This is a genomic window from Pseudomonas triclosanedens, from assembly GCF_026686735.1.
GTDB lineage: Bacteria > Pseudomonadota > Gammaproteobacteria > Pseudomonadales > Pseudomonadaceae > Pseudomonas > Pseudomonas triclosanedens.
Map to the genome: position 1 here is coordinate 4509110 of NZ_CP113432.1, position 23306 is coordinate 4532415.

At 63.8% G+C, this 23306-nt stretch carries 20 protein-coding genes and 1 pseudogene; 10 read left to right on the top strand and 11 right to left on the bottom strand.

Annotated elements, in window-relative coordinates; genetic code table 11:
• Positions 1-15: 15 nt before the first annotated feature.
• Positions 16-465: a YcgN family cysteine cluster protein gene (locus OU419_RS20880; RefSeq protein ID WP_254470836.1), complete on the bottom strand. Its 450-nt coding sequence runs from the start codon at positions 463-465 to the stop codon at positions 16-18.
• Positions 466-716: 251 nt separating this feature from the next.
• Here OU419_RS20880 and OU419_RS20885 point away from each other — a divergent pair, with 251 nt between their 5' ends.
• Positions 717-1310 carry a nitroreductase family protein gene (locus tag OU419_RS20885; protein ID WP_254470835.1) on the top strand — a complete coding sequence of 198 codons (594 nt, stop codon included), beginning with the start codon at positions 717-719 and terminating at the stop codon, positions 1308-1310.
• 57 nt (positions 1311-1367) lie between these two features.
• Here the strand turns inward: OU419_RS20885 and OU419_RS20890 are convergent, their stop codons facing one another.
• The 3 genes from OU419_RS20890 to rnd form a co-directional block, all read right to left on the bottom strand.
• A complete protein-coding gene (locus tag OU419_RS20890) occupies positions 1368-2300 on the bottom strand; it encodes a D-2-hydroxyacid dehydrogenase (RefSeq protein ID WP_254470834.1) in 933 nt (310 codons plus the stop codon).
• A gap of 250 nt (positions 2301-2550) precedes the next feature.
• Positions 2551-2844, bottom strand: a complete 294-nt coding sequence (locus OU419_RS20895; RefSeq protein WP_254470833.1) for a YcgL domain-containing protein — start codon at positions 2842-2844, stop codon at positions 2551-2553.
• A gap of 12 nt (positions 2845-2856) precedes the next feature.
• Complete coding sequence (rnd, locus tag OU419_RS20900; RefSeq protein ID WP_254470832.1) at positions 2857-3990, bottom strand: ribonuclease D; 1134 nt, start codon at positions 3988-3990, stop codon at positions 2857-2859.
• A 142-nt stretch (positions 3991-4132) separates the two neighbouring features.
• On the opposite strand from rnd, the gene OU419_RS20905 reads away from it, so the two are divergent.
• Positions 4133-5194 carry an SMP-30/gluconolactonase/LRE family protein gene (locus tag OU419_RS20905; RefSeq protein ID WP_254470831.1) on the top strand — a complete coding sequence of 354 codons (1062 nt, stop codon included), beginning with the start codon at positions 4133-4135 and terminating at the stop codon, positions 5192-5194.
• A 4-nt stretch (positions 5195-5198) separates the two neighbouring features.
• Here the strand turns inward: OU419_RS20905 and OU419_RS20910 are convergent, their stop codons facing one another.
• A complete protein-coding gene (locus tag OU419_RS20910) occupies positions 5199-5993 on the bottom strand; it encodes a lysophospholipid acyltransferase family protein (protein ID WP_254470830.1) in 795 nt (264 codons plus the stop codon).
• Between the two features lie 86 nt (positions 5994-6079).
• On the opposite strand from OU419_RS20910, the gene OU419_RS20915 reads away from it, so the two are divergent.
• From OU419_RS20915 to OU419_RS20930, 4 genes are all read left to right on the top strand, one after another.
• On the top strand, positions 6080-6934 hold the full coding sequence (locus OU419_RS20915; RefSeq protein WP_254470829.1) for a sulfurtransferase: 855 nt from the start codon (positions 6080-6082) through the stop codon (positions 6932-6934).
• A gap of 104 nt (positions 6935-7038) precedes the next feature.
• Complete coding sequence (locus tag OU419_RS20920; RefSeq protein ID WP_254470828.1) at positions 7039-7692, top strand: tetratricopeptide repeat protein; 654 nt, start codon at positions 7039-7041, stop codon at positions 7690-7692.
• Positions 7693-7873: 181 nt separating this feature from the next.
• On the top strand, positions 7874-8353 hold the full coding sequence (locus OU419_RS20925; protein ID WP_254470827.1) for a hypothetical protein: 480 nt from the start codon (positions 7874-7876) through the stop codon (positions 8351-8353).
• Positions 8354-8534: 181 nt separating this feature from the next.
• Complete coding sequence (locus OU419_RS20930) at positions 8535-9812, top strand: outer membrane protein transport protein (protein ID WP_254470826.1); 1278 nt, start codon at positions 8535-8537, stop codon at positions 9810-9812.
• Between the two features lie 47 nt (positions 9813-9859).
• Here the strand turns inward: OU419_RS20930 and OU419_RS20935 are convergent, their stop codons facing one another.
• Complete coding sequence (locus tag OU419_RS20935) at positions 9860-10429, bottom strand: MarR family winged helix-turn-helix transcriptional regulator (protein WP_254470825.1); 570 nt, start codon at positions 10427-10429, stop codon at positions 9860-9862.
• 112 nt (positions 10430-10541) lie between these two features.
• Here OU419_RS20935 and OU419_RS20940 point away from each other — a divergent pair, with 112 nt between their 5' ends.
• The 3 genes from OU419_RS20940 to OU419_RS20950 are packed head-to-tail and all read left to right on the top strand — an operon-like array spanning position 10542 to position 11335.
• Positions 10542-10772 carry a glutaredoxin family protein gene (locus OU419_RS20940; RefSeq protein ID WP_254470824.1) on the top strand — a complete coding sequence of 77 codons (231 nt, stop codon included), beginning with the start codon at positions 10542-10544 and terminating at the stop codon, positions 10770-10772.
• Between the two features lie 10 nt (positions 10773-10782).
• Entirely contained in the window at positions 10783-11037 is a 255-nt protein-coding gene (locus OU419_RS20945; protein ID WP_254470823.1) for a DUF2024 family protein, read from the top strand.
• Between the two features lie 4 nt (positions 11038-11041).
• A complete protein-coding gene (locus tag OU419_RS20950) occupies positions 11042-11335 on the top strand; it encodes a Rho-binding antiterminator (protein WP_254470822.1) in 294 nt (97 codons plus the stop codon).
• Here the strand turns inward: OU419_RS20950 and OU419_RS20955 are convergent.
• Positions 11325-11864 (bottom strand): DUF2058 domain-containing protein, encoded by a 540-nt coding sequence (locus OU419_RS20955; RefSeq protein ID WP_254470821.1) that lies wholly within the window; start codon positions 11862-11864, stop codon positions 11325-11327. The genes OU419_RS20950 and OU419_RS20955 overlap by 11 nt on opposite strands.
• 150 nt (positions 11865-12014) lie before the next feature.
• Here OU419_RS20955 and OU419_RS20960 point away from each other — a divergent pair, with 150 nt between their 5' ends.
• A complete protein-coding gene (locus OU419_RS20960) occupies positions 12015-12947 on the top strand; it encodes an aspartyl/asparaginyl beta-hydroxylase domain-containing protein (RefSeq protein ID WP_254470820.1) in 933 nt (310 codons plus the stop codon).
• Between the two features lie 94 nt (positions 12948-13041).
• On the opposite strand, the gene OU419_RS20965 is transcribed toward OU419_RS20960, so the two are convergent.
• From OU419_RS20965 to relA, 4 genes and pseudogenes are all read right to left on the bottom strand, one after another.
• Positions 13042-19635 carry an autotransporter outer membrane beta-barrel domain-containing protein gene (locus OU419_RS20965; protein WP_268172129.1) on the bottom strand — a complete coding sequence of 2198 codons (6594 nt, stop codon included), beginning with the start codon at positions 19633-19635 and terminating at the stop codon, positions 13042-13044.
• A gap of 81 nt (positions 19636-19716) precedes the next feature.
• Positions 19717-19797: pseudogene (locus OU419_RS29055) on the bottom strand (ESPR-type extended signal peptide-containing protein); the annotation flags it as partial.
• A 385-nt stretch (positions 19798-20182) separates the two neighbouring features.
• Positions 20183-21016 carry a nucleoside triphosphate pyrophosphohydrolase gene (gene mazG, locus OU419_RS20970; protein ID WP_254470818.1) on the bottom strand — a complete coding sequence of 278 codons (834 nt, stop codon included), beginning with the start codon at positions 21014-21016 and terminating at the stop codon, positions 20183-20185.
• Entirely contained in the window at positions 21009-23267 is a 2259-nt protein-coding gene (relA, locus tag OU419_RS20975; RefSeq protein WP_254470817.1) for a GTP diphosphokinase, read from the bottom strand. The genes mazG and relA overlap by 8 nt, the downstream gene beginning before the upstream one ends.
• Positions 23268-23306: the final 39 nt, after the last annotated feature.

Genomic DNA, 23306 nt, shown 5'->3' on the forward strand with positions numbered 1-23306 from the left:
TATGGGCTGGAAGGATCAGCCGGCACGGAAGATCAGGTGCTCTTCCCAGTCGTCTTCGGCGACAGAGTTCTCGCTGAGCATCCGGCCAGACTGCGAGATACGCTCATGGTGCACGGCGTCGGGATCGCCGCAGACGAGATGGTGCCACAACGGCAGGTCCTTGCCCTCCGCCACCAGGCGATAGGCGCAGGTCGGCGGCAGCCACTGGAATTCGTCGGCCTGGGCCGGGGTCAGTTGGATGCAGTCGGGCACCGTCGCGCGGCGGTTGGCGTAGTCGGTGCAGCGGCAGGTCTTGAGGTCCAGTAACTTGCAGGCGATACGGGTGTAGTACACCGCGCCGTCGTCCTCGTCTTCCAGCTTCTGCAGGCAGCACAGGCCGCAGCCGTCGCACAGCGATTCCCACTCGTCCTGATCGAGCTGGTCGAGGGTCTTGCGTTTCCAGAAGGGTTCGACTTTGGCGGCCATTTTTTGTACAGGGGCTATTTCACGGGGCGCCAAGTCTAAGCCCGGTGCGCTCCGGGGCCAAGCGCAGGCGACCATTGACCGCGCGATGCTTGCCAGAGCGAGCCACGCTGGGTAGCTTTGCCCACCTGCGGGCCGATTCCAGAGCGCTCGCAATTCACTCGCCAACTGCCACCAGCAGCCGAGCCCTTCGCATCCTCGATGCCCGGCCGTCCACGGCACCATCGGCATTCCCCCTAGCCACAGGAGCTTTCATGAGCGCCAACCCCCGCGTTGCCGAGCACCCGATCGACCCGCAGTTCATCAATCGCTGGTCGCCCCGCGCCTTCAACAGCGAGAGCATCCCGGAAACCACCCTGCTGAGTTTCATCGAGGCGGCGCGCTGGGCGCCCTCGTCATTCAACTCGCAACCCTGGCGCTTCCTCTATGCGCGCCGCGACACGCCGAACTGGCAGCGCTACCTGAACCTGCTGGGCGAGTTCAATCGCGGCTGGGCGCAACACGCCTCGGCGCTGGTGGTGGTGCTGTCCAAGACTACCTTCGCACCGCCCGGTTCCAGCGAAGAGAAGCCCGCCCTCTGGCACAGCTTCGACACCGGTTCGGCCTGGGGCTTCCTGGCGTTGCAGGCGAGCCTCGCAGGCTGGCATACCCACGGCATGGCCGGCTTCGATCGCGAACTGGCGCGCAGCGAACTGAAGGTGCCAGCGGACCACGAGATCCACGCGGTGATCGCCGTGGGCAAGCTTGGCGACAAGTCGATCCTTCCGGAAAGCCTGCAGACCCGCGAAGTCCCCAACGCACGCCGCCCGCTGGCGGAAATCGTCGCCGAGGGCGATTTCTCGCTGTAAGCGATGCCGCCAACGAAAAAGGCCCCTTGCGGGGCCTTTTCATGTTCGGCGGCGTGATCAGTAACCCCGCTCGAAGTCCACTTCACCACGCATTTCCTGGCCGGCCCAGAAGCGGGTCAGGTTATCGCGGAACAGGTCGATCAGCGCTCCCGGCAATGTCGGCGCGGCGGTATGCCCGGTCAGCAGCAAACGCGGGGTATGCCAGAACGCATGTTGCGGCGGCAGCGGTTCCACGCGGCAGACATCGATCACCGCGCCGGCGATCTGGTTGGCCTCCAGCGCCGACACCAGATCGTCGTCGACTACCGAGGTGCCACGGCCGGCGTTGATGAACAACGCCGTTGGCTTCATCCGGTTGAACAGCGGCAAGTTGTAGATATCGCGGGTTTCCGTGGTATCGGGCAACAGGTTCACCACGTAATCGGCGGTCTGAACCAGCCGCGGCAGGTTATCCAGCGAGCCCACACGGCTGAACGGCAGCAGCGAACGCGGATTCTTCGCCACACCCAGCAGCTCCACGCCGAACGGCGCCAGCATGTGCGCCACGGCCTGGCCGATCTCGCCGGTACCGACGATCAACACCTGGCGGCCATGCAGGCTGCCCGGCAGCCGGTCATCCCACTGTACGCCGACCTGGCTGGCCAGCCGGCCGAGCATCTGCCGTTCGTGGGCAAGCATGTAGGTGAGCAGGTATTCAGTCATGACCTGGCCGAAGATGCCCACGGCGCGGGTCAGTGCGTAATCCCTGGGAAGGCCGTCGGCCAGCAGCGGCGTGATACCGGCCCAACTGGACTGGATCCACACCGGGTGGACGCCCAGGCGCAACAGTTGCGCGGCGAAATCAGGCTGGGCAAGCCATACAGGGCAATCGGCGGCAGCTTCGCGGAGCTTTTCCGGGTCGTCACCCGACACTACGGAAATCCGGGGCTCCGCCGCCATGATCAGGGCAGCGTAGAGGGCGTGGTCTCGATCGAGAACGAGTAGGCGCATGAGTCAGGACCTTCGCGTCGATCGGTGGAACGTTTGCGGCTGGCGCATCTGGGCTCGCTTCAAGTGTGCTTCCCGAGGCTATCGGCATCAGTTCGTGGGAAGACAGGCGGCTATAGACACAGCCAAAGACCAAGCGTTCCGCTCCGTTGAACCCTTTTTCTCCGCGCATAATGCGCTCAAGCCGCGAACTTGCACAGTGCCAGCACTGATACAGATCCGCGGCCTGAGAAGTGTGGCGCGATGCCGGAGATCAGAGCGGATCGTTCATCCGCAGCAGTTCTTCGGGAAGGTGTTCGATGTACTCCTCCTCGGTCGGCGGCATCTGAAGGTGGAAGCCCTGCTTCTCGATGTTCTCCAGCACCTTGTTGATGTCCTCGCGCGCCAGTTGGCGCTCGGGGCTGAGCACCAGGTCGAAGGTATGCTGCGGTGGGCCGAACACGGCGATAAGCGCCTCGGGCACACGGGTCAGGGCTTCGCGCTTGTCGACGTATAGGTACATCTCATTCTTGCGCGGGCTCTTGTAGATGGAGCAGATGCGTTTCATGGGGTCTCCGCGTTATTCGTTGGGCTGGACGGCAAGGCAGTCCAGCAGGGCCTGCCCCATCAGTTCACGGCGCCAGCCTTGCAGCGATTCGGGCAATTCGTAGGGGCCATCGGGATAGCCGGTCTTGAGCAGGGCTTCGAGGACTTTCTTGCGCACCATCAGCTCTGGCGCCATGCCCTGGCGCTCGGCTTCCTTCTGGCCGACTTCGCGCAGCTTCTTGAGCAACGGCGTGACTTCCCGGGGCAATGGCTCCGGCAGCGTCTGCGGCCACTGCTCCTGGGGCTGCTTCGCCGCGTGGGCGATCAGCGCGATCAACGTGTCGCCGTCCTGGCGCACGGTGCGCGGGTGCATGTCGTCGATGCGCGCCAGGGCCACCTTGTCCGTCGGCTGGAAGCGCGCCAGCGGCCACAGGGTGTGTTCGCGCAGCACACGGTTGCGCGGCTGGTTGCGCAGGCGCGCCTGCTGCTCGCGCCAGGCGCAGAGTTCGCGCAGCACCGCCAGTTGCTGGCGCCCGAGCTTCCACGCCAGCTTCACGTCGAGGTAAGCCTCCTGCGGATCGCTGATGCGGGTCTGGTTGTTGGCCAGGTCGGCGCCATCGGCCAGCAGCCATTCGAGCTTGCGCTCGCTCAGACGCGGAGCCAGCTTCACGTAGACTTCGGCGAGATGCTGCACATCTTCGGCGGCATAGCGCACCTGCATGTCGGTCAGCGGGCGCTGTAGCCAGTCAGAGCGGGTCTCGTCCTTGGGCAGGTCCAGGCCGAGAATCTCCAGTACCAGCCTGGAATACCCCATCGAGTGCGGCATGCCCAGGTAGGCGGCCGCCAGCTGGGTGTCGAACAGCGGCTGCGGCAGGCTGCCGGTCAGGCGCAGGAAGACCTCCAGGTCTTCACCGCAGGCGTGGAAGACCTTGACTACATGAGGCGCCTCCAGCACTTCGGCGAACGACGACCAGTCGCGAATCAGCAGCGGGTCGATCAGCCACACGGCATTGCCGTCGCCCACCTGCACGAGGCCGGCTTCGGGGTAGAAGGTATCGACACGCATGAACTCGGTATCGAGCGCGAGGTACGGCAGTTCTTTCCAGTACTGGCACTTGCTAGCCAGGCTGGCATCGTCGCGAATCCACTGAATATCGAGTGCGCTCACGAACATCTCCTTCGTTTCGGTGCCGCGCATTATATAGAGATGCTTGATGTGCGAGCATTCCACTCGGCCATTGCTCTGTGTCCTGCCGCACGCAGCGACTAGTCTGTGCCCGCCCCTCATAACAACAACAAGGCAGCTCTTCATGAAGAAGCTATTCGGCTTGCTCGCCCTGCTTGTCGCAGCGCTGGCGATCTACCTGGCGCTCACGCCCAGCCCCATCGACCCGCTGGCCTGGACGCCAGCCAAGGCGCCGCCAATGACCGGGGTGATGGAACCCAACGACACCCTGATGAAGGCCGAACTGCTCGCCCAGGGCCAGATTCGCGGCCCGGAAGACACCACGGTGGATGCCCAGGGCCGCGTGTTCGCTGGGCTGGATGACGGCCGTATCGTCCGCATCGACAGCGATGGCCAGGCGCAAACCTTCGTCGAAACCGGCGGCCGGCCGCTGGGCATGGCGTTCGACGCCCACGGCAACCTGATCGTCGCCGATGCCTGGAAGGGGCTGCTGCAGATCGACCCGCAGGGCAGCATCCGCGCACTCACAGACTCCGCCGACGGGGTGCCCTTCGCCTTCACCGACGATCTGGACATCGCCAGCGACGGACGCATCTATTTCAGCGACGCCTCCAGCCGCTTCCATCAGCCGGACTACGTCCTCGACCTGCTCGAAGCGCGTCCACATGGCCGCCTGCTGCGCTACGACCCGGCGAACGGCAAGACCGAGGTGCTGCTCAAGGATCTGTACTTCGCCAATGGCGTCGCACTGTCGGCGCAGGAAGACTTCGTGCTGGTCAACGAGACCTACCGCTATCGCATCACCCGCTACTGGCTCAAAGGCCCGAAAGCCGGCCAGAGCGATGTCTTCATCGATAACCTGCCGGGCCTGCCGGACAATCTCGCCAGCGACCGCAAGGGGACGTTCTGGGTAGCCCTGCCATCGCCGCGCAAAGCCGATGCCGACCTGATCCAGCAGTTCCCCTGGCTCAAGCGCCAGTTGACCAAGCTGCCGCGCAGCTTCCTGCCCAAACCGGTACCCTATGGGCTGGTAGTCGCGGTGAACGAGAAAGGCGAGATCGTGCGCAGCCTGCACGACACCAGCGGCCAGCATCTGCGCATGATCACCTCGGTGAAACCGGTGGGTGACTCGCTCTACCTGGGCAGCCTGGAGAACGACCGCATCGGCCGGCTCCAACTGCACTGATCGCTCACGCCAGCGACCGCTCCTCGCGGGTGGTCGCCTGGCCGAGCGCGGCGTCGGCCTCCAGCAGGTCGAGCATGCGTCCGCGCACCTCATCCATCAGAGCATCCACGCCCTGCTCTGCGTAGTCGGTCGAGTCGATGGGTTTGCCCACATGCACCTCTACCGGCATCCCCAGGTTGAGGTTCAGCCCTCCGGCCGGCAACACCTGCTGAATACCCCGGATCGCCACCGGAACGATTACCGCGTCAGTCTGCTGGGCCAGGCGGAAGCAGCCCTTCTTGAACGGCTGCAAACGCCCATCCTTGGAACGCGTGCCTTCCGGCGCGGCCCACAGCACGATGCCGCTCTCCATCATTTCCCGGGCCTTTGCCAGGTCGCTCATGGCCTGGTGGCGGTTGTGCCGGTCGATGGACGGGAATTCCGCCGCACGCATCGCCGCTCCCCACACCGGTACGGCGAACAACTCCTTCTTGGCCAGCATGCGGATCGAGCCGGGCATGGTCACGAAGATCGCCGGGATATCGTAAAAACTCGAATGAGTGCAAAGGATCATGTAACGGCGGCCGTCGCCGAAATCCGGCACCTCGCCGTGACGGCTCAGACGCATGCCGGTCAGGCGCAGCAGCCGGCTCGACCAGTCACGGGTAAAGCCATCCACCTTGCTGCGGCGCAGCCGGCCAATGGCCCCTAGCGCCAGCACCCGAACACTGTAGCCCAGGGTAATCAGGACGGTCGCGACGCCTACCAGGGCGACGCGGAGCGGGCCCGCCTTGCGCGGTTCCGATTGCAGGTTGAGCATCTTCGCCAACTCCCACCAACAGTAACTTGTTCGCGATACAAGCCTTATGATGCGCCATAACCCCGTCACGACACAGGAATGCGCCCATGACTCATGCCCGCCTGCTCACCCCCGAGCAACTGGCCGCCCGCCTCGATGACCCGAACCTCGTACTGCTCGACTGCCGCTTCTCACTCGATGACCCCGCCTACGGGGCACGCAGCTACCAGGAGAACCACATTCCCGGCGCACACTACGCCGACCTCAACCAGGACCTCTCCTCCCCCGTCGTTCCCGGCGTCACCGGGCGTCATCCGCTTCCCGATCCGCAGCAGTTGCTGGAGCGCCTGCGCGGCTGGGGCCTGAAGGCGGAAAGCGAAGTGGTGCTGTACGACGACGGCCCCGGAGCGTTCGCCGCCCGCGCCTGGTGGTTGCTGCTGTGGCTGGGCAAGAGCGAGGGCGTCTACCTGCTCGACGGCGGCCTCGGCGCCTGGCGGGCTGCCGGACTGAGCCTGACCACTGCCGAGACGCCGCAGCGCCTGGGCGACTTCCAAGGCGAGCCGGACGACAGCCTGCTGATCGACGCCCGCCAACTCCGCGCGCGACTCGGCGAGCCTGACCTGCCACTCATCGATGCCCGCGGCCTGCCACGCTTCCGTGGCGAAGTGGAGCCCATCGACCCGGTGGCCGGCCACATTCCCGGAGCCCAGTGCGCGGCCTTCACCGACAACCTCGGCAGCGATGGCCGCTTCCTGCGCCCGGAGCACCTGCACCAGCGCTTCGCCAGCCTGCTGCGCGGGCGTCCGGCCGAAGACCTGGTGGCCTACTGCGGCTCCGGCGTCACCGCCTGCCACAACCTGTTCGCCATGAGCCTCGCCGGCTATCCGCTGGGCCGCCTGTACGCCGGGTCCTGGAGCGAATGGATCACCGATGCGGAGCGTCCTGTGGCCACCGGCGACTGAGCCCACGAAAACCCAAGGTACGTCACACCGGGCGCTTGCGTTCCGATGGATAGGTAGCCGGGCATGTATCAGACTCATGCCCATTTTTCACAGGAGTGATTGCCATGCCCGCCAACATCCGCCGCACCCTGATCGTAGGCACACTGCTGTGCCTGTGGGTCGCTTCACCGGCCCAGGCCGCTACGCTCGAAGCCACCCCCTGCGCCATCGTGGATCAGTGGTCCGACCTGTACGGCGACGAGCTGGTGGCCGCGGCTAACGCCGGCCATGCCACCGCCCAGTACAGCCTCGGCCTGGAATACGACTCCGGCAGCGACGAGTTCGAACAGAGCTACGAGCTGGCCGCACAGTGGTACCGCAAGGCCGCGGAACAGGGGCACGCCTGCGCCCAATACAACCTGGGCAACGCCTACGACAGCGGCGACGGCGTCGAACAGGACCCGGTAAAGGCCGTGTACTGGTACCAGAAGGCCGTCGACCAGGGCGACAAGGACGCCGAGTACAACCTGGCGATCATGTACGAGAACGGAACCGGGGTGACTCGCAGCTACAAGAAGGCTTTCGCGCTGTATCGCAAGTCTGCCGAACAGGGCGACGCAGACGCGCAGTTCGCCGTGGCCGAAAGCTACGCCAAGGGCCGTGGCGTGGCGAAGAACCCCGCCCAGGCGCGCATTTGGTACCAACGGGCGGCGGACCAGGGGCATGAGGAAGCCGAGGAGCGACTCTCGGAAATGCCGGAACTGCCGCCCAGCATCTAATTGCCATACGGAATATGGATTATAGCTACGCCATCAAAACAATTTAAAAACAGTCCTTTACAGCAGATTTGTCGCACTACACTTCAAATCGAGCGGCTAAGTCCGCTTCCGGCGGGGCCAGGAACATCATTAGAAGCTGCCAAGTCGCCCCGCCCCGCCGGTCACCGAGGACGAGGACGTCATGGGAATTGCCGCCAACGACCTGTGCCAGTACGTAATCCGCCCCACCCTGCATTACCTGGAGCGGCACAGCGTCGCAGCGGAAGCGCTGCTGCTGGGGGCAGCAGCCTGTCAGTCGGCGCTGGGGAGCGCGCTGGAAGACAGTCATGGCCACGGGCTGTATCGCATCGGTGAAAGCCGTCACCAGAGCCTCTGGGACTGCTACCTTGCCTGCGACCCGGAGCTGGCCAGCCGGGTTCGCGGGCTGGCCAGCCAGCATGCCTTCCTTGGTGCGCCACACCTGGAACTGACCGTAAACCTGCGCTACAGCACAGCCATCGCCTGGATGATGGTAGAGGCCGAACGCATTCCCCTGCCTCACGCGGACGATCCGCTGGGCCTCGCCCGGGTCTGGCGACGCGTATTCCAGCCCCACGGGCGCCTGCACGATTTCGTCGATGCGTGGCACAGCTACATCGGCAATCTCAGCCAGGTCGCCTGAACCATCGAGCCGTGGATGACTGATCGGTCAGCTTTTGTTTACATACAGCGACGAACGGCAAACGCCCCGTGGAACGATCGTTTGAGCTTTGAAGCCCTAGTTAGAGCGCTTTCGTGGTACTACCCAAGACCTGGGAATCTTGATAGCGTGCGCGCCGTTAAACACAGGAGTTGCTCTTACAATGAAAACAACATGGCTTAAGACCACGCTCGCACTGACCATTGGCGCCGCCTCTGCCCAGGCTTTCGCCAACGGCATCGCTATCAACGAGCAAAGCGCCAGCGGCGCCGGTACCGCCTATGCAGGCCGTGCCTCTTCCGCACTCGACGCCAGCACCATCTATGGCAACCCGGCAGGTCTGTCCAAGCTCAAGCGCACCGAAATCAGCGGCGGTCTCGCCGTAGTCGATGCCAAGGACGACATCAGCCAGGCCCACAGTAGCGCCACCGGCAGCAACAAGGGCGACTCCGTACCGCTGGCCGCCGTGCCGTTCGGCTACTTCGCCACCCCGCTGGACGACAAGGTCAGCGTCGGCCTGGGCATCTACGTGCCCTACGGCATCATCAACGACTATGAAGGTGGCTTCCAGGGCCGTTCCCACGGCTCCTACAGCAAGGTCCAGGTGATCACCGTCCAGCCGACCATCAGCTACAAGTTCAACGACGTGGTCTCGGTAGGCTTCGGCCCGACCATCAACCGCATCGACGGCAAGCTGGAAAACTACCTGGCCACCACCGGCGTGGCGGGCGCCAAGCAGGACACCAAGGTCAGCATCAAGGGTGATGACACCGCGGTCGGCTACAACGTCGGCGTGCTGGTCACCCCGACCGACAGCACCTCGCTGGGTATGACCTACCACTCCAAGGTCGACTACAAGCTGAGCGGCCACACCAACATTTCCGACTCGCCGCTGGGCATGTTCGACTCGCGCATGAACGCCAAGCTGGACATCACCCTGCCGGAATCCCTGGACATGTCCATCACCCAGAAGCTGGATGACCGCTGGACCGTCTACGGCGGCACCACCTGGACGCGCTGGAGCCGCCTGCAGGAAATCGAAGTTCGCAACAGCGGCGCGCCGCTGGCCAGCTTCGACACCATTGGCGAAGAGCTGAAATGGCATGACACCTGGTCCGCCGCCATCGGTACCTCCTACCAGTTCAACGACCAGTGGGTCCTGCGTACCGGTTTCGCCTACGACCCGTCGCCGACCACCAACGAGCACCGTACCGTGCGTATCCCGGTTGGCGATCGCAAGATCTTCACCCTGGGTGCCGGTTACTCGCCGAACGCCGACATGACCATCGACGTGGCCTACGCCTACCTGTGGGAAAGCACCACCAGCGTGAACCAGCCCGATGGCAAGACCTTCGGCCCGGTCAACCTGCAGCCGGCCTACAGCGCCAAGTACGACAACAGCGCCCACGGCCTGACCGCCCAGATGACCTATCGCTTCTGATAGCCGATCTGCGCGACATGAAAAAGCCGAGCCGATGCTCGGCTTTTTCATGCCTGCTCGTCGGGATCGCGATGTTCCCGGCAGATCAGATCTCCATCCGCTGGCGCCAGCGCCTCGCCCGTCAGCCCGCAGAGCGCGCCGTCTTCTCCGGGCTGATGGAACCGGCAGGTCCGGCACAGCCCGAACCCCGGTACATCTTCCTCGCGCTGGATCATGCTCAACAGCTCGCGCAGCAATACCTGCAACTGCGCGCCTCGCTCGCCCATGCGCTCCTCGGCACGACGCAGGAAAGCCGGCGGCACCAACGCCTCAACCAGCGCCCGCCCCTCATCCGTCAATTCCAGATGGACACTGCGCCGGTCCAGTGGATCGGGGCGCTTATCGATCAACCCTTTCGCCTCCAGCGCCTTGAGCGACTGCGACACCGTGCCCTTGGTCAGACCGAGGAAGTCGGTCACACCCAGCGGCGTGTTCGAATAGCGGTTGCAGCGCGCCAGATAACTCAACGCGCTGAACTGGATCGGCTGCAGATCGGCCATCAGCGGCTGTTCCCTCGCCCAGGCGCGCATCAGGCTGGTCAGGCGTTCGAGGTAGTCGTACAGCGTCGTATCGGTCATGGGTAATCCTCCCGATAGATAGTATCGATCAAAAACCAGATTGACAGAAGTGCAACCGCGCGAGCAGACTGAAACGGTATCGATTCGATACTTAAATCACAAGGAGATCACCATGAGCAAAGCCACCTACTACCACGCCGGCTGCCCTGTCTGCGTGGAAGCCGAACGCGCCCTGCTGCCGTTGCTCGATAGCACTCTGAAAGTCGAAGTGGTGCATCTGGGCGAACAATCGCCACGCATTGCCGAAGCCAAGGCGGCCGGCGTTCGCTCGGTTCCCGCGCTGGTCGTCGATGGCCAGGTGCTGCACCTGAACTTTGGCGCCGCGATCGGCGACCTGCAGTAAGGAGGACTCCATGCAGGTCCGCGTCTACGACACCCACGTGCGCACCCAGGACGGCCGCTACCTGCACTTCGACGTGCTGGTCGAGCCAGCCGATGCCGACCAGGCCCCGGCGTATACCCTGCGCTGGCTGGAAGCGCGCGGCATACGCGCCCAGGACATACAGCAGAGCCGTTGCGACTTCTGCCACAGCGAGTTCGCCTCGCCGCCGGTGGAGGAGGCGCTGCGCCAGCAGGGCTACGCCATCATCGAACTGCAAGGCCACTGACGGCATGGCTGCCTACCATCCACTGCAGTGCGATCTCCACGACTATCTGGAGATCGCCTGCCTCCACCGCTACTGGCTGCGCATCGAACTGCGCGACGGACTGACGTTCGACGCACAGGCATTCACCACCCACACCCGACGCGACGCCGATGGGCAACAGGAGGAATATCTGGAGGTTCGCGTGGACGACGCCAGCCGGGAACTCCGGCTGGATCGTCTGCATGCGGTCACGCCGCTGGAAACAACGGCGCAGTTCGGCAGGAAAGTGCTCTACCCGCTCGACGGCCTCACCACATGAGGTCGTCGGGCACCACGTAATCCTTGTACGGGTCGTCCTCGTCCGGCTCGCCGCTCGGCTCATTGAGCAGGACCACCCGGCGCTCGTCACGCTCCTGGATGCGCAGCGCGGCGTCGCGCGGCACGATCTCGTAACGACCGTCGTAGCTGACGATGGCCAGGCTGCCGCGGCTGAGCTTGTCGCGAATCAGATCGTTGACGGCGATGCGCTTGACCTTCTTGGCATCGACGAAGTTGTAGTAATCGTCGGACTCCAGCTTCGGCAAGCGGGTACCTTCGATCAACTGCTTGATCTGCGCCGCCCTGGCCTTTTTCTCGGCCTTTTCCTGTTGCTGACGGTTCAGTTCCTGATCGCGAGCCTGCTTTTCAGCCTGCGCCTGCAAGGCCGCCTGCCGCTGGCTGTCATCCTTCTGCACCTGGTTCTTGTGCTCCAGGCGCTGCTGCTTCTGCTTCTGCTTGCCGGCCTGCTTGGCCTGCTTCTCGCTGACCAGCCCGGCTTTCAGCAACTGGTCACGTAACGACATGCTCATTCGATAAGACTCTCGACAGCCCTTGATTGACGCGGGACAAATTTCCTGATGGGCACAAGGCTCCGCACTCGCCCCCACGGGGGTATAATCCTCGGGCCTGTGCCGGCGCTGCGCAAGTGCCCGGCTCGATTTCACTCATCCAGGGCCCCCATGATCAAGCTCATCGTCTTCGCGATCCTTGCCATCTTCCTCATGGCCATCCTCTATGTACACCTGCGCGGCAAGGTTCGCCTGCCGTTCCTGCGCCAGGTCGTGAACCACTCCGCCTGGTTCGCTCCGTACAACTCGCTGATGTACCTGAACTCCAGCGTGCCGTCCAAGCCCTACCTGGACCGCGAGCGCTTCCCGGAACTGGACAAGCTGCGCGACAACTGGGAAATGATCCGCGAGGAAGCCGAGAAGCTGTTCGACGAAGGCTACATTCGCGACGCCCTGAACAACAACGAAGCCGGCTTCGGCTCCTTCTTCAAGAAGGGCTGGACGCGCTTCTACCTCACCTGGTACGACGGCCCCCTGCCCTCCGCCCAACAGCTCTGCCCCAAGACCGTCGAACTGGTCAGCAGCATTCCCAACGTCAAGGGCGCAATGTTCACCCGCCTGCCGCCGCACAGCCACCTGAACAAACACCGCGACCCCTACGCAGGTTCGCTGCGCTATCACCTGGGCCTGGCCACACCGAATTCGGACGAGTGCCGCATCTTCGTCGACGGCCAGCCCTATGCCTGGCGCGACGGCCAGGACGTGATGTTCGATGAAACCTTCGTGCACTGGGTGAAGAACGAAACCGACGAATCGCGCCTGATCCTCTTCTGCGACATCGAGCGTCCGCTCAAGTCGCCGCTGCTGACCCGCATCAACCGCAGCGTAAGCGCCTTCCTCGGCCGCGCCACCGCCCCGCAGAACGTCGAAGGCGAGCGCGTTGGCGGCATCAACCAGGCCTACTCGGTGCTGATCCGTCTCGGCAATGCCATAGGCAGCAAAGTGAAGGTGTTCAAGCGCCGCTATCCCAAGGCCTACCGTATCGGCCGCCCGATCCTGGCGGTACTGCTGCTGGTAGTGATTCTGCGCTGGCTGTTCGGCTGAACCCCACGCACGAAAAAAGGCGCCGCACGGCGCCTTTTTTCATTTCCGATCCGGCGATTGCAGCGCGTCGAAACGTGCGACGCGCCGCCCGGCCTCACCAGGAAACCTTGACGCCCAACTGAACCGTGCTGGAGTGGTAGTCCTGGCCGCCCAGTTCGAAGCCTGCCGAGGTCCAGACGCTCACCTGCCGGCTCACGTCGCCCTGGATACCCACCTTGCTCGCCATGCGGTCGCCCGGCAGCTTGTCGTGTACCCTGACGCCATCGAACGACGCACCCTGCGAGTCAGGCCCGTGCCACCAGTCAACCTCGGCGAACGGATGCAGGCCCTGGCCTCCGGCCGTCTTGCTGTCGCCGTGGACACGCAGGCCCAGACGAGTCGTCACATCGCGGCTGGACAACCCACCGACCCGGGTACCGTTGCCTTCGGTATGGCGATCTGCATGGTAGTCCGAGACGATCACCTGGGCCTGCGGCTCCACGAAAGCCCGGCCAGTCTTGCTCTCGTACACCGGGAACGAGTAGCCCGTCTCCAGCGACGCCGCCAGGTTGTTCGAATCGTAGTGCTCCTTCGCCAGACCTTGTCCCTTCACGGTGTTGTCGAAGTGGCCATACATCAGCCAGCTATCCACATACGGGCCGGAAAGGATGTCCTGGTTGCCATACCAGGTGCCGTACAGCCCGAGGCTATAGCCATCCACCTCGCCCTTCGAACCCAGTCGGCTGTTATGCGCATGGCTCTTACCCCTGCCGTACGAGCCCATCGCCCCAATACGCACGCTGCCGTCGCCACCATCGCTGAAGCCGGCGAAATCAGCACCGCCATGAATCAGATAGCTGTCCTCGGAGGTAGGTAGCACGCCATCGCGACTGCTGTTCTTGTCGACGATGCGCAGCCAGCCGTTGGTATCGTCGCCCATCTGGCCGGATATCTGCGTATGGCGATCCTGCAGGCTATGAAACTGCATGTTCTGCGCAAACACTCGATTGTCCATGTAGCTCTGCACTTCCGGACGCACCTCGGGCCTGGCTGGTCTTACCGGATTGGAAGGTTTTACCGGACCGGACGGCTTTACAGGGTTGGATGGTCTTACCGGCTCGGATGGTTTTACCGGATCGGACGGCTTTACCGGATCGGGCGGCTTTACGGGATCGACCGGGCCAGCAGGATCGGGCGGGGTCACCGGATCGATTGGATTGACCGGAACGCTTCTGGTCGACGAACTCAGGTACCAGTCGTTCGCTACGCCACCATTGCCACCGCGCCGCAAAGAATAGTCGTAGGCACCGCAAGCGATGGTCCCTGCACCGGCGCGATAACCATCGGACTTGTTCGACAGAGCGAAGGCATCGATACCAGTCGTACCGCCGTTGCGGGTTTCCACCACGCGGATGCCCTTGTCGGTCTGGGCGCCGCTACCGCCAGCATGCCGGATGATCAGGTCAGTGGTACCGCTGGCACGACCGCCATCGATCACCAGTTTGTCAGTGGCGGAGCGGTCATCACCGTGGAAGGTACTCAGTACGACCTCACCGTGATCACCAACATAGTCGCCCTTGACCACCAACTGATTGCCTGCCAGGCCACCGGCCAGGTTCACGGTACCGGCGTTGCTCAGGCCGTTGGCAAGAGTGAAGGTGCTGACCGGTTCGCCTTCATGCCCGGGCAGGGCGTTCAGTGCGGCAACGGTGCCACTGTTCATGACCCTCCCGCTCACCGTGCCCTGGCCTGCCAACGTCGCGCCACTGGCAACGTTCACAGGGCCGGCCGCCGCTCCACCAAGGGTAACCCCCGGTTTGGCCACATCACCGACGATCAACGTGCCCGCCTGGACATCCGTACCACCGGTGTAGGTCAGCGAACGCCCTGCCGTCAGCACACCAGCGCCCTTCTTGATCAGCTCGCCCACGCCGGAAACCGCATTATCGAGCGTCCAGCCGGAAGGGCTGTCGATGATCAGTTGGCCGGCGTCATCCACCCTGGCCGAGCCCAGGTTTCTCGCTGCGGCGACGGTCAGCCTGGTTCCACCCGCCACAATGTATGCGCCGGAGAAACCGCTGTTGTCGCCCTCGGCCAGCACATCGGCGCCATTGGACAGCGCCACCCCTCCTATGCCACTGACGGCATTCGCCAATGTCCCCGTCGCGGCATCCAGCTCCAGCGTTCCGCTATCGGTGATGGCACCGCTACCCAGCCCTTGCAGGTTATTCAGATGCACGGTGGCATTGGAGGCAATAGACGTGGTGGCGCTCAAGGCAGTATTGGCGCCCTGGATATCCAGAGTGTCCCCCACCACATTCAAGTGACCGCTCCCCAGCAGAGTACCTGCAGAAGTACCGCCCTGGAGGATGGTCAGTTCACCTCCCTTGAGATCCAACTGCGAATCCGCCGCACCGTCCAGCGTACCGATGGTCTGCTTCATGCCGTTCAGATCGAAGGTGGTATTGGCTGTCAGGTCGAGCTCACTGGTATTACCCAGCGCGTTGTCGGCCTCGGAGCGCAGCGTCCCGCTGACCACCGAAGTGGAGCCGGTGTAGTCGTTTGTTGCGTTGGAGAGAGAAGCAACACCGGTGCCCGCGTGGATCGACAGGCTGCCCGCCCCCGTTACCTTCGCCGCCAGGTCGGCGGCGGCGCCGGTTGCGCCTGCGCGCGGCGCAAGATCGAGGCTCTGGCCGGCCAGCAGGTCTACCTGGCGCAGCCCGTAGTTCACATACAGACCGTCGCCCGGCGCAGTAGTCAGCCCGTAGTCATAGGTGCCCTTCGCCACGGTCTGGCCGTTCTGCGCGATGTCCGCCTGTTGCTGCTGGCTGATGGCGTTGCCATCCTGATCCACCAGCGCCAGGCCACCGCCACTGCCTGTCACCGTCTGTGCATCGATCAGCTTGACGCCGATATTGCCGTCGTCCTGCTCCAGCAGCGAAGCCTGGGTACCAGCGGCCGGCGTAACGGCATCGTAGGGCTTTGGAATATTGATGCCCACGGTGCCGGTTCCGCTGGCGTCCAGCGCATTGGCCTGGATGCTGCCGTTAGCGATCGTGTCGGCCGGGAGCGTTGCATCGAACAGCGCTGTACCGCCATTGAACCGCAGGCCGCCAATCTGCTGCACCCCGGCGCCAACGGTCGTCACGCTGCCCTGCGCCAGTTCCAGGGTGGCGTGGGTCAACGCGGCAGTGTTCGCTCCTTGCAGAGCAAAGGTACTGTCATTGAGCTGAACGGTGCCAGTAAACGCACTGCCAACATTCGCAGTGAAATCAAAGGCCTCACCGCCAGTGTGGGTCTGTACCGTGCCGTTGCCCGCCAACTTGTCGTTCAGGCTGAAAGCGCTGCCGGGCGCCACCTCCAGCGTGCTGCCTGCATCGATCGTCACATAACCCTGGTCATCGCCTGCGTCACCCAGTGCCATCGCCTGCTGCATTATGAGTGTCGAGTGATTCTGCAGGTTGATGTTCTCGAAGTGTGCAAAGTTGGCGTCGACGCCCAGAGCGTACTGCGCGCCATCGAAGACCAGCGTGTCATTGCCGGCCCCTACCCCGCCATCGATCAAGCCGGTGACCTGCACGGCGTTGCCCTGGATCGTCACCGTATCGGTGGCCGCGCCGCCGACAAGATCGCCATCGATACTGCTGTCTTCCAGCAAAGCGGTGTTGGTGCCGTTACCCAGGATCACATTGCCGGTGATGGAGCCACCGCCGGTATTCTGGAAATCATGCCCGGAATCATCCAGGCTCACCGCATCCGAGCCCACCAACCCGGCTAGCGTGCCCTGGTTGATCAGGGTTTTCGGATTACCGCTGACCAGCACCGCTGCGGCATCGGTTGCGGTCAACGCCGCACCGCTCTGGATGGCCACGGTATCAGCCGCCGCCACCTCGATACCCTTGCCCGGCCCGGAGACCGTCAGATCAGCGTCCGCAACGGAGACATCGCCGGTTGTGTTGGCATAAACCCCCGAGCCATTGCCGGTGACATCGATGCTCCAGATGCCGACCAGGCTCAGGTCTGCGTTGGTTTGCGTACCGTCGTCCTTGGACAGCGCGATGCCCTTGCCACTTGTCTGGCTCGACACCAGAACGGCGCCGTGGGAGGCAGCATCGATGTTCTGTTCGGCCAACAGGGCCGCGCCCGAACCGGCCATCTCCAGGGTTGCACCGTCCACCAGCAGGTTGCCCGGAGCGCCCCTGTTCACCACCAGGTTGCCAAAACTGGATGCGCGCCCGGTGATATGCCCAGTCGGGCCAACGACCACCCGGCCTGCATCGGTATCCACCAGCACGCCAGCCGCCGAACCATCCACAGTAATGTTGCCGTTCACGTTGGCCGCGGCGCCATCATGAACGTAAAGCGCCGCCAAGCCGTCGTCCACCGTCAGCGCCCCGGTGCCACCGAGCACGGAAGCCCTGCCGGAAAGATCGATGCCCGTACCATTGGCAACGTGAAGCGTGCCGTTGTTCTGCAATCGCGCACCGTTCTGCACGCCGAAAGCGGTCACGCCCGTGCCGCTGCTGAAATTCAGCGCTGCGTTGTTGGTGAAGGAAGACTGCCCCGTGCCGCTGACCCTGCCCGACAGGTCATAGCGGTTGTTATCGACCACCACGGCCGTGCCGCCATTGTTGAGCGTGATATTGCCCACACCCGCCATGCTGCCGTCGGCCCCGCCCTCGATACGCACCGCCTTGGCGCCGGCGCCGGAAGCGGTGATATCGATACCGTTCAGGTTTACCCTGGTGCCGCTGCCCACGGCCTGAATGGCGGTAGTGTTGGCCCCTGAGGCCACCAGCGACGTGCCATTCACATTGAGTTCGCCACCGTTGCGGGCATGCAGGCCGATGGCACCGTCGCCGATCAGGTTCACCCCTCCGCCGTTGAGGTTGGCCCTGGCTGCGGCGCCGTCGACGTACACGCCCCAGTTGCGGATGCCGGAGGTGGCGTCGACGCCGCGGACGACATCAATGATGCCGGTGGAGGTGGCGGTTGCACTATCGGTGACGCGGATGCCGATGCCGTTCACCCCGGCCACGCTGATGGTGCCGCTGTTGCTCAATTGAGCACTGTTACTGCCATCCATGCCAATGTTGACCAGCGGCGTTGCGCTGGCATGACCGTTGATGTGGATGGTGCCGCTGTTGGTTACTTGGGCGGTACCGCGAGCTCTCAGCGCAATCGAGTTCTCGGCCCGGGAGCCGATAGTGATATCGCCCTTGTTTTCAGTGACGCTTGTTCCGCCGGTAGACACGCCAATGGCCCCGCCCAGCAGGATGGCGGTATCCACCGTGCTCTCCGGGTTCGCCACGTTGAACTGGGCCGAGCGCCCCAGGTAGATTTCGCCAGTATTGATGAAAGTGCCGCGGTCGCTGTTTCGAACGGCAGCGAGATAGGTATCCGCTGCGGATGAGTCCACAATCCCCACGTTGATGATGCCGGCGTTTTCGGCTGATCCAACATATACATCGATGGCTGAGCTGCCACCGACATTAGGAGCGCCGACAGCGGCGTTCATGATGCCGTTGTTCTTGAAATCAGGCGCCGAGGACGCCGGGTAATAGAGTTTTACCAAGACAGGCACGTAAGCGCTGGGCAAGAGAGCGCCGATTGCCGGGGGTGACTCGATATCCGCAGTTTCAAAGGAGCTCAACACGCCGTTGTTGATGCCGTGGGCGCCACCCTGCAAGTACATCAATGCCTCCCCGGTATGGAATCCACCCCCAATGCGGCCGTTGTTCACCACAGTCGCACCGTCGTGCGCGTACAACCCGAATCCCAAACCAGACACATCCACCCGGCTCTGGGCATCCACATAGCCAGTGGCATGCGGTCCGATGGCCTCAATCAGCGCACCGCTTCCCCAAGAGCCAATTTTGGAGCCATCGTCGTTCGTACCAAGCGGCGTATTCGTCCAATAGACATAGTTCGATGTATTGCTGCCCCCCAGGTTGAGATAGGTGCCGTACTGATCGGGAGAAAGGGTTCCGGCAACGATCTGGCCGACAATCCAGTTGTTGTAGGCACGCAAACTCGCCAGGTCGACGACCGTATGGCTGTTGCCGTCCGGGGTGCTGAACGTGCCCGGGAAAGCTGCCCGCTGGAACGTGAAACCGCCAGTACTCGAACCTTGCGGGCCTGGGTCGACAAACTCGATGCGGTTGCGGCCTTGCCAGTGGGCGGTACTCGCGGCGCTGCCACTGCCATCCACCACCACCAGGGTGGTTTGCTTGGCAACGATGGAGATGGCATTGCCCGCCGCTGCGGCAGCACTGCCGATGCTGCCAATGCTGACGTCCAGGTTGCCGCCCGTTGCGGCCACCGTCCCCAGACGGGCATTGATGTACTGGTTGTTGCCAACCGGCAGATACCCGCTCGTCAACGGGCGGCTGTAGTCGTCCGCGCCCAGCGTGATGTCGCTGTCGGCGCGCACCCGCAAGGTACGCGGATCGCCGGTGATCGGGTCAGTGTAAGTGATAGTGCGGGTGGAGAGGCCAAAGGAAAGAGGAGTCTGGCCAGGCCCTACCGGCGCCCCGGAGGTGACCCGCCCGGCGCTCTGCAGTTGCTGGATGGTCATGAATGTTGGGTTGACCACCTGCCCCTGAACAAAACGCGCCGGCCCTGTAAGCGTGGTGGAACCCCCGTTGGCCACCGTAACGGCCCCTACCATATTGTCGTTCACCCTGGGGTCGTAGGCGCCGATGGTCACGGTGTTGGCGAAGGCGGGAGAGGATGCCAGGGCGATGGCCGCCACCAGCAGCTTGCGCTTGCAACCACCCTGGCCAGGCTTTCCGTGGGATTTGGCGAACTCAGGAGCGGGAACCCAGGCACTAATGCTGGCGTTCCAGACAATGCTGTAGACCTTGTTCATGACAGTGCCTCGAATCCTCACTACGGGAGTTGTTCGAAGCAAAAGGCAGCGGGACAGCCTGCATGGACCTTATCAATGCAGCGCAGCCGGGCAGGAAAGGAAAAACATCATTACTTCTGCTAGGAACGCAGAGGAGGTTACGAAGTCGTTACGACTCAATAACCAAGTAGAATCCTGAATGGAAGTAAGAAAAATCTAACGACAGCCATTACGTCGATCGCATACAGAAACGAAGCATGCGCATGAAGAAACCAAGCACTGCCTCGCCAGCGATGCGGCGGGCCAGACACCGGACATGTGGGACAACGCCTCGTTGCAAGGCGCTGTGATACCTGAATAAGCGCGGTGCCCCACGCTCTCGGGCTGGTAACGATGCGAGCCTGGGTCAGCCGCAGCCGAGCGAATTCTTCTCCGCGCGCTTGGCCTCGCCCCAGAGTTCATCCATGTCGTCCAGGCTGCAGCCTTCGAGGTTGCGGCCCTGTTCGCGCAGGGCTGTCTCGATATAGCGGAAGCGCCGTTCGAACTTGCCGTTGGCGGCGCGCAGGGCGGTTTCCGGGTCGACCTTGAGCTTGCGCGCAAGGTTGACCACGACGAACAGCAGGTCGCCCACCTCCTCGGCCTGGGCCTGCTCGTCGTCGTTGGCCATCGCTTCCAGGACTTCGTCCAGTTCCTCGCGGACCTTGTCCACCACCGGCAGCGCATCGGCCCAGTCGAAACCCACCTGGGAGGCGCGCTTCTGCAGCTTGGCGGCGCGGCTCAACGCAGGCAGGGCAGCCGGCACGTCGTCCAGCAGCGACAGTTGCACCGGCTCGGCGGCCTTGGCGGCGCGCTCTTCGGCCTTGAGTTCTTCCCAGCGCTGCTTGACGGCGGCCTCTTCCAGCTTCGCCGGGTCCGGCTCGCCGTACAGGTCGCCATCGGGGAACACGTGGGGATGGCGGCGCACCAGCTTGCGGGTGATGCCATCGACCACCGCGTCGAACTCGAAGCGCCCCTCTTCCCGCGCCAACTGCGCGTAGTAGACGACCTGGAAGAGCAGGTCGCCCAGCTCCTCGCGCAGGTGGTCGAAGTCGCCGCGCTCGATGGCGTCGGCGACTTCGTAGGCTTCTTCGAGTGTGTAGGGGACGATGGTTGCGTAGCTCTGCTTCAGGTCCCACGGGCAGCCGTTCTGCGGGTCGCGCAGGCGGGCCATGAGGTGCAGCAGGTCGTCGAGCTTATACATCCTTGCCACTCGCGCGGTCACGGCGCGCCTCGATGATGTTGGGCAGTTGCGATATCCGCGCCAGCAACCGGCCGAGCGCGTCCAGGCCGGGAATCTCGATGGTCAGGCGCATGACGGCGGTGTTGTCTTCCTTGTCGGAGCGGGTGTTCACCGCCAGGACGTTGATCCGCTCGTTGAGCAACACCTGGGAGACGTCGCGCAGCAGGCCGGAGCGATCGTAGGCGCGGATGACGATATCCACCGGATAGGTGCTGACCGGCACCGGGCCCCAGCTCACCTGGATGATCCGTTCCGGCTCGCGGCCAGCCAGTTGCAGCGCGGTGGCGCAGTCCTGGCGGTGAATGGTCACGCCGCGGCCGAGGGTGATATAGCCGACGATCGGGTCGCCCGGCAGCGGCTGGCAGCAGCCGGCCATCTGCGTGAGCAGGTTGCCGACGCCCTGAATCTGGATGTCGCCGCGCTTGCCGTGGCCGATCTTGCTCGGCTTGCGCGGGATGAGTTCGAGCTGCTCCGTGCCGCGTTCCGGCTCGACCAGTTGCTGCGCGTAGTTGACCACATGGGCCAGGCGCAGGTCGCCGGCGCCCAGTGCGGCGAACAGGTCTTCGCCGGTCTTGTAGTTGGCCTTCTCGGCGAGCTTCTCGAAGTCCACCGGCGGCAGCGCCAGGCGGCCCAGTTCGCGTTCGAGCATGGATTTGCCGGCGGCAACGTTCTGGTCGCGCGCCTGCAGCTTGAACCAGTGGACGATCTTCGCCCGCGCCCGCGAGGTGGTGACGTAGCCAAGGTTCTGGTTCAGCCAGTCGCGGCTCGGCCCGCTCTGCTTGCCGGTGATGATCTCGACCTGCTCGCCGGTCTGCAGGCTGTAGTTCAGCGGCACGATGCGGCCGTTGATCTTGGCGCCACGGCAGTTGTGCCCCACTTCGGTGTGCACGCGGTAGGCGAAGTCCAGCGGGGTTGCGCCCTTGGGCAGGTCGATGGCGTGGCCGTCGGGGGTGAAGACGTAGACCCGGTCGGGCTCGATATCGACACGCAACTGTTCGGCGAGGCCACCGATGTCGCCCAGTTCCTCATGCCACTCGAGCACCTGGCGCAGCCAGGAAATCTTCTCTTCGTAGTGGTTGGAGCTGGCCTTGACGTCGGTGCCCTTGTAGCGCCAGTGCGCGCAGACGCCCAGCTCGGCTTCCTCGTGCATGGCGTGGGTGCGGATCTGCACTTCCAGCACCTTGCCCTCGGGGCCGATCACCGCCGTGTGCAGCGAGCGATAGCCGTTTTCCTTGGGGTTGGCGATGTAGTCGTCGAATTCCTTGGGGATGTGCCGCCAAAGGGTGTGCACGATGCCCAGCGCGGTGTAGCAGTCGCGCATTTCCGGCACCAGCACACGCACGGCGCGCACGTCGTAGATCTGGCTGAAGTCCAGGCCCTTGCGCTGCATCTTCCGCCAGATGGAGTAGATGTGCTTGGCGCGCCCGGAGAGGTCGGCCTTGATGCCGGTGGCGGCCAGGGCGTCCTTGAGCTGCTGCATCACGGTGGCGATGTATTGCTCGCGGTCGAGCCGGCGCTCGTGCAGCAGCTTGGCGATCTGTTTGTACTGGTCGGGCTCCAGGTAGCGGAAGGACAGGTCTTCCAGCTCCCACTTGATGTGACCGATGCCGAGGCGGTGCGCCAGCGGGGCATAGATGTCGAAGACTTCGCGGGCGACGCGGTGGCGCTTTTCCTCGTCGGCGTTCTTCACCGCGCGAATGGCGCAGGTGCGTTCGGCCAGCTTGATCAGCGCGACGCGCACGTCGTCGACCATCGCGACGAGCATCTTGCGCAGGTTTTCGATCTGCGCCTGGGTGCCGAGCACCAGGGACTGGCGCGGGTTGAGGCTGGTGCTGATGGCGGCCATGCGCAGCACGCCTTCGATCAGCTTGGCGACCACCGGGCCGAAGCGCTGCTGGACGTCTTCCAGCTTGACCTTGCCCTCGCGCACGCCTCGGTAGATCACCGCGGCGACCAGGGACTCCTGGTCAAGCTTGAGGTCGGCCAGGATTTCGGCGATCTCAAGCCCTGTCTGGAAGCTTGAGGTGCCTTCCGCCCACAAGTTGTCGGCCGTGCTGACCGCCTTGTTTTCGACCTCGCGGGCGAATTCGCAGGCTTCCAGCAGGACCTTGCGATCCAGTCCCGGAACCAGGGTCTGGACATGGTCCAGCCAGGCCTCGAGGTTGATGCTGCCGTCGGTGTTGACCGGCTGGTGCGCTCTCACCTGTACCATCGTGTCTACCCTTCCCCACGGTGCCCCACAGTGCACCGC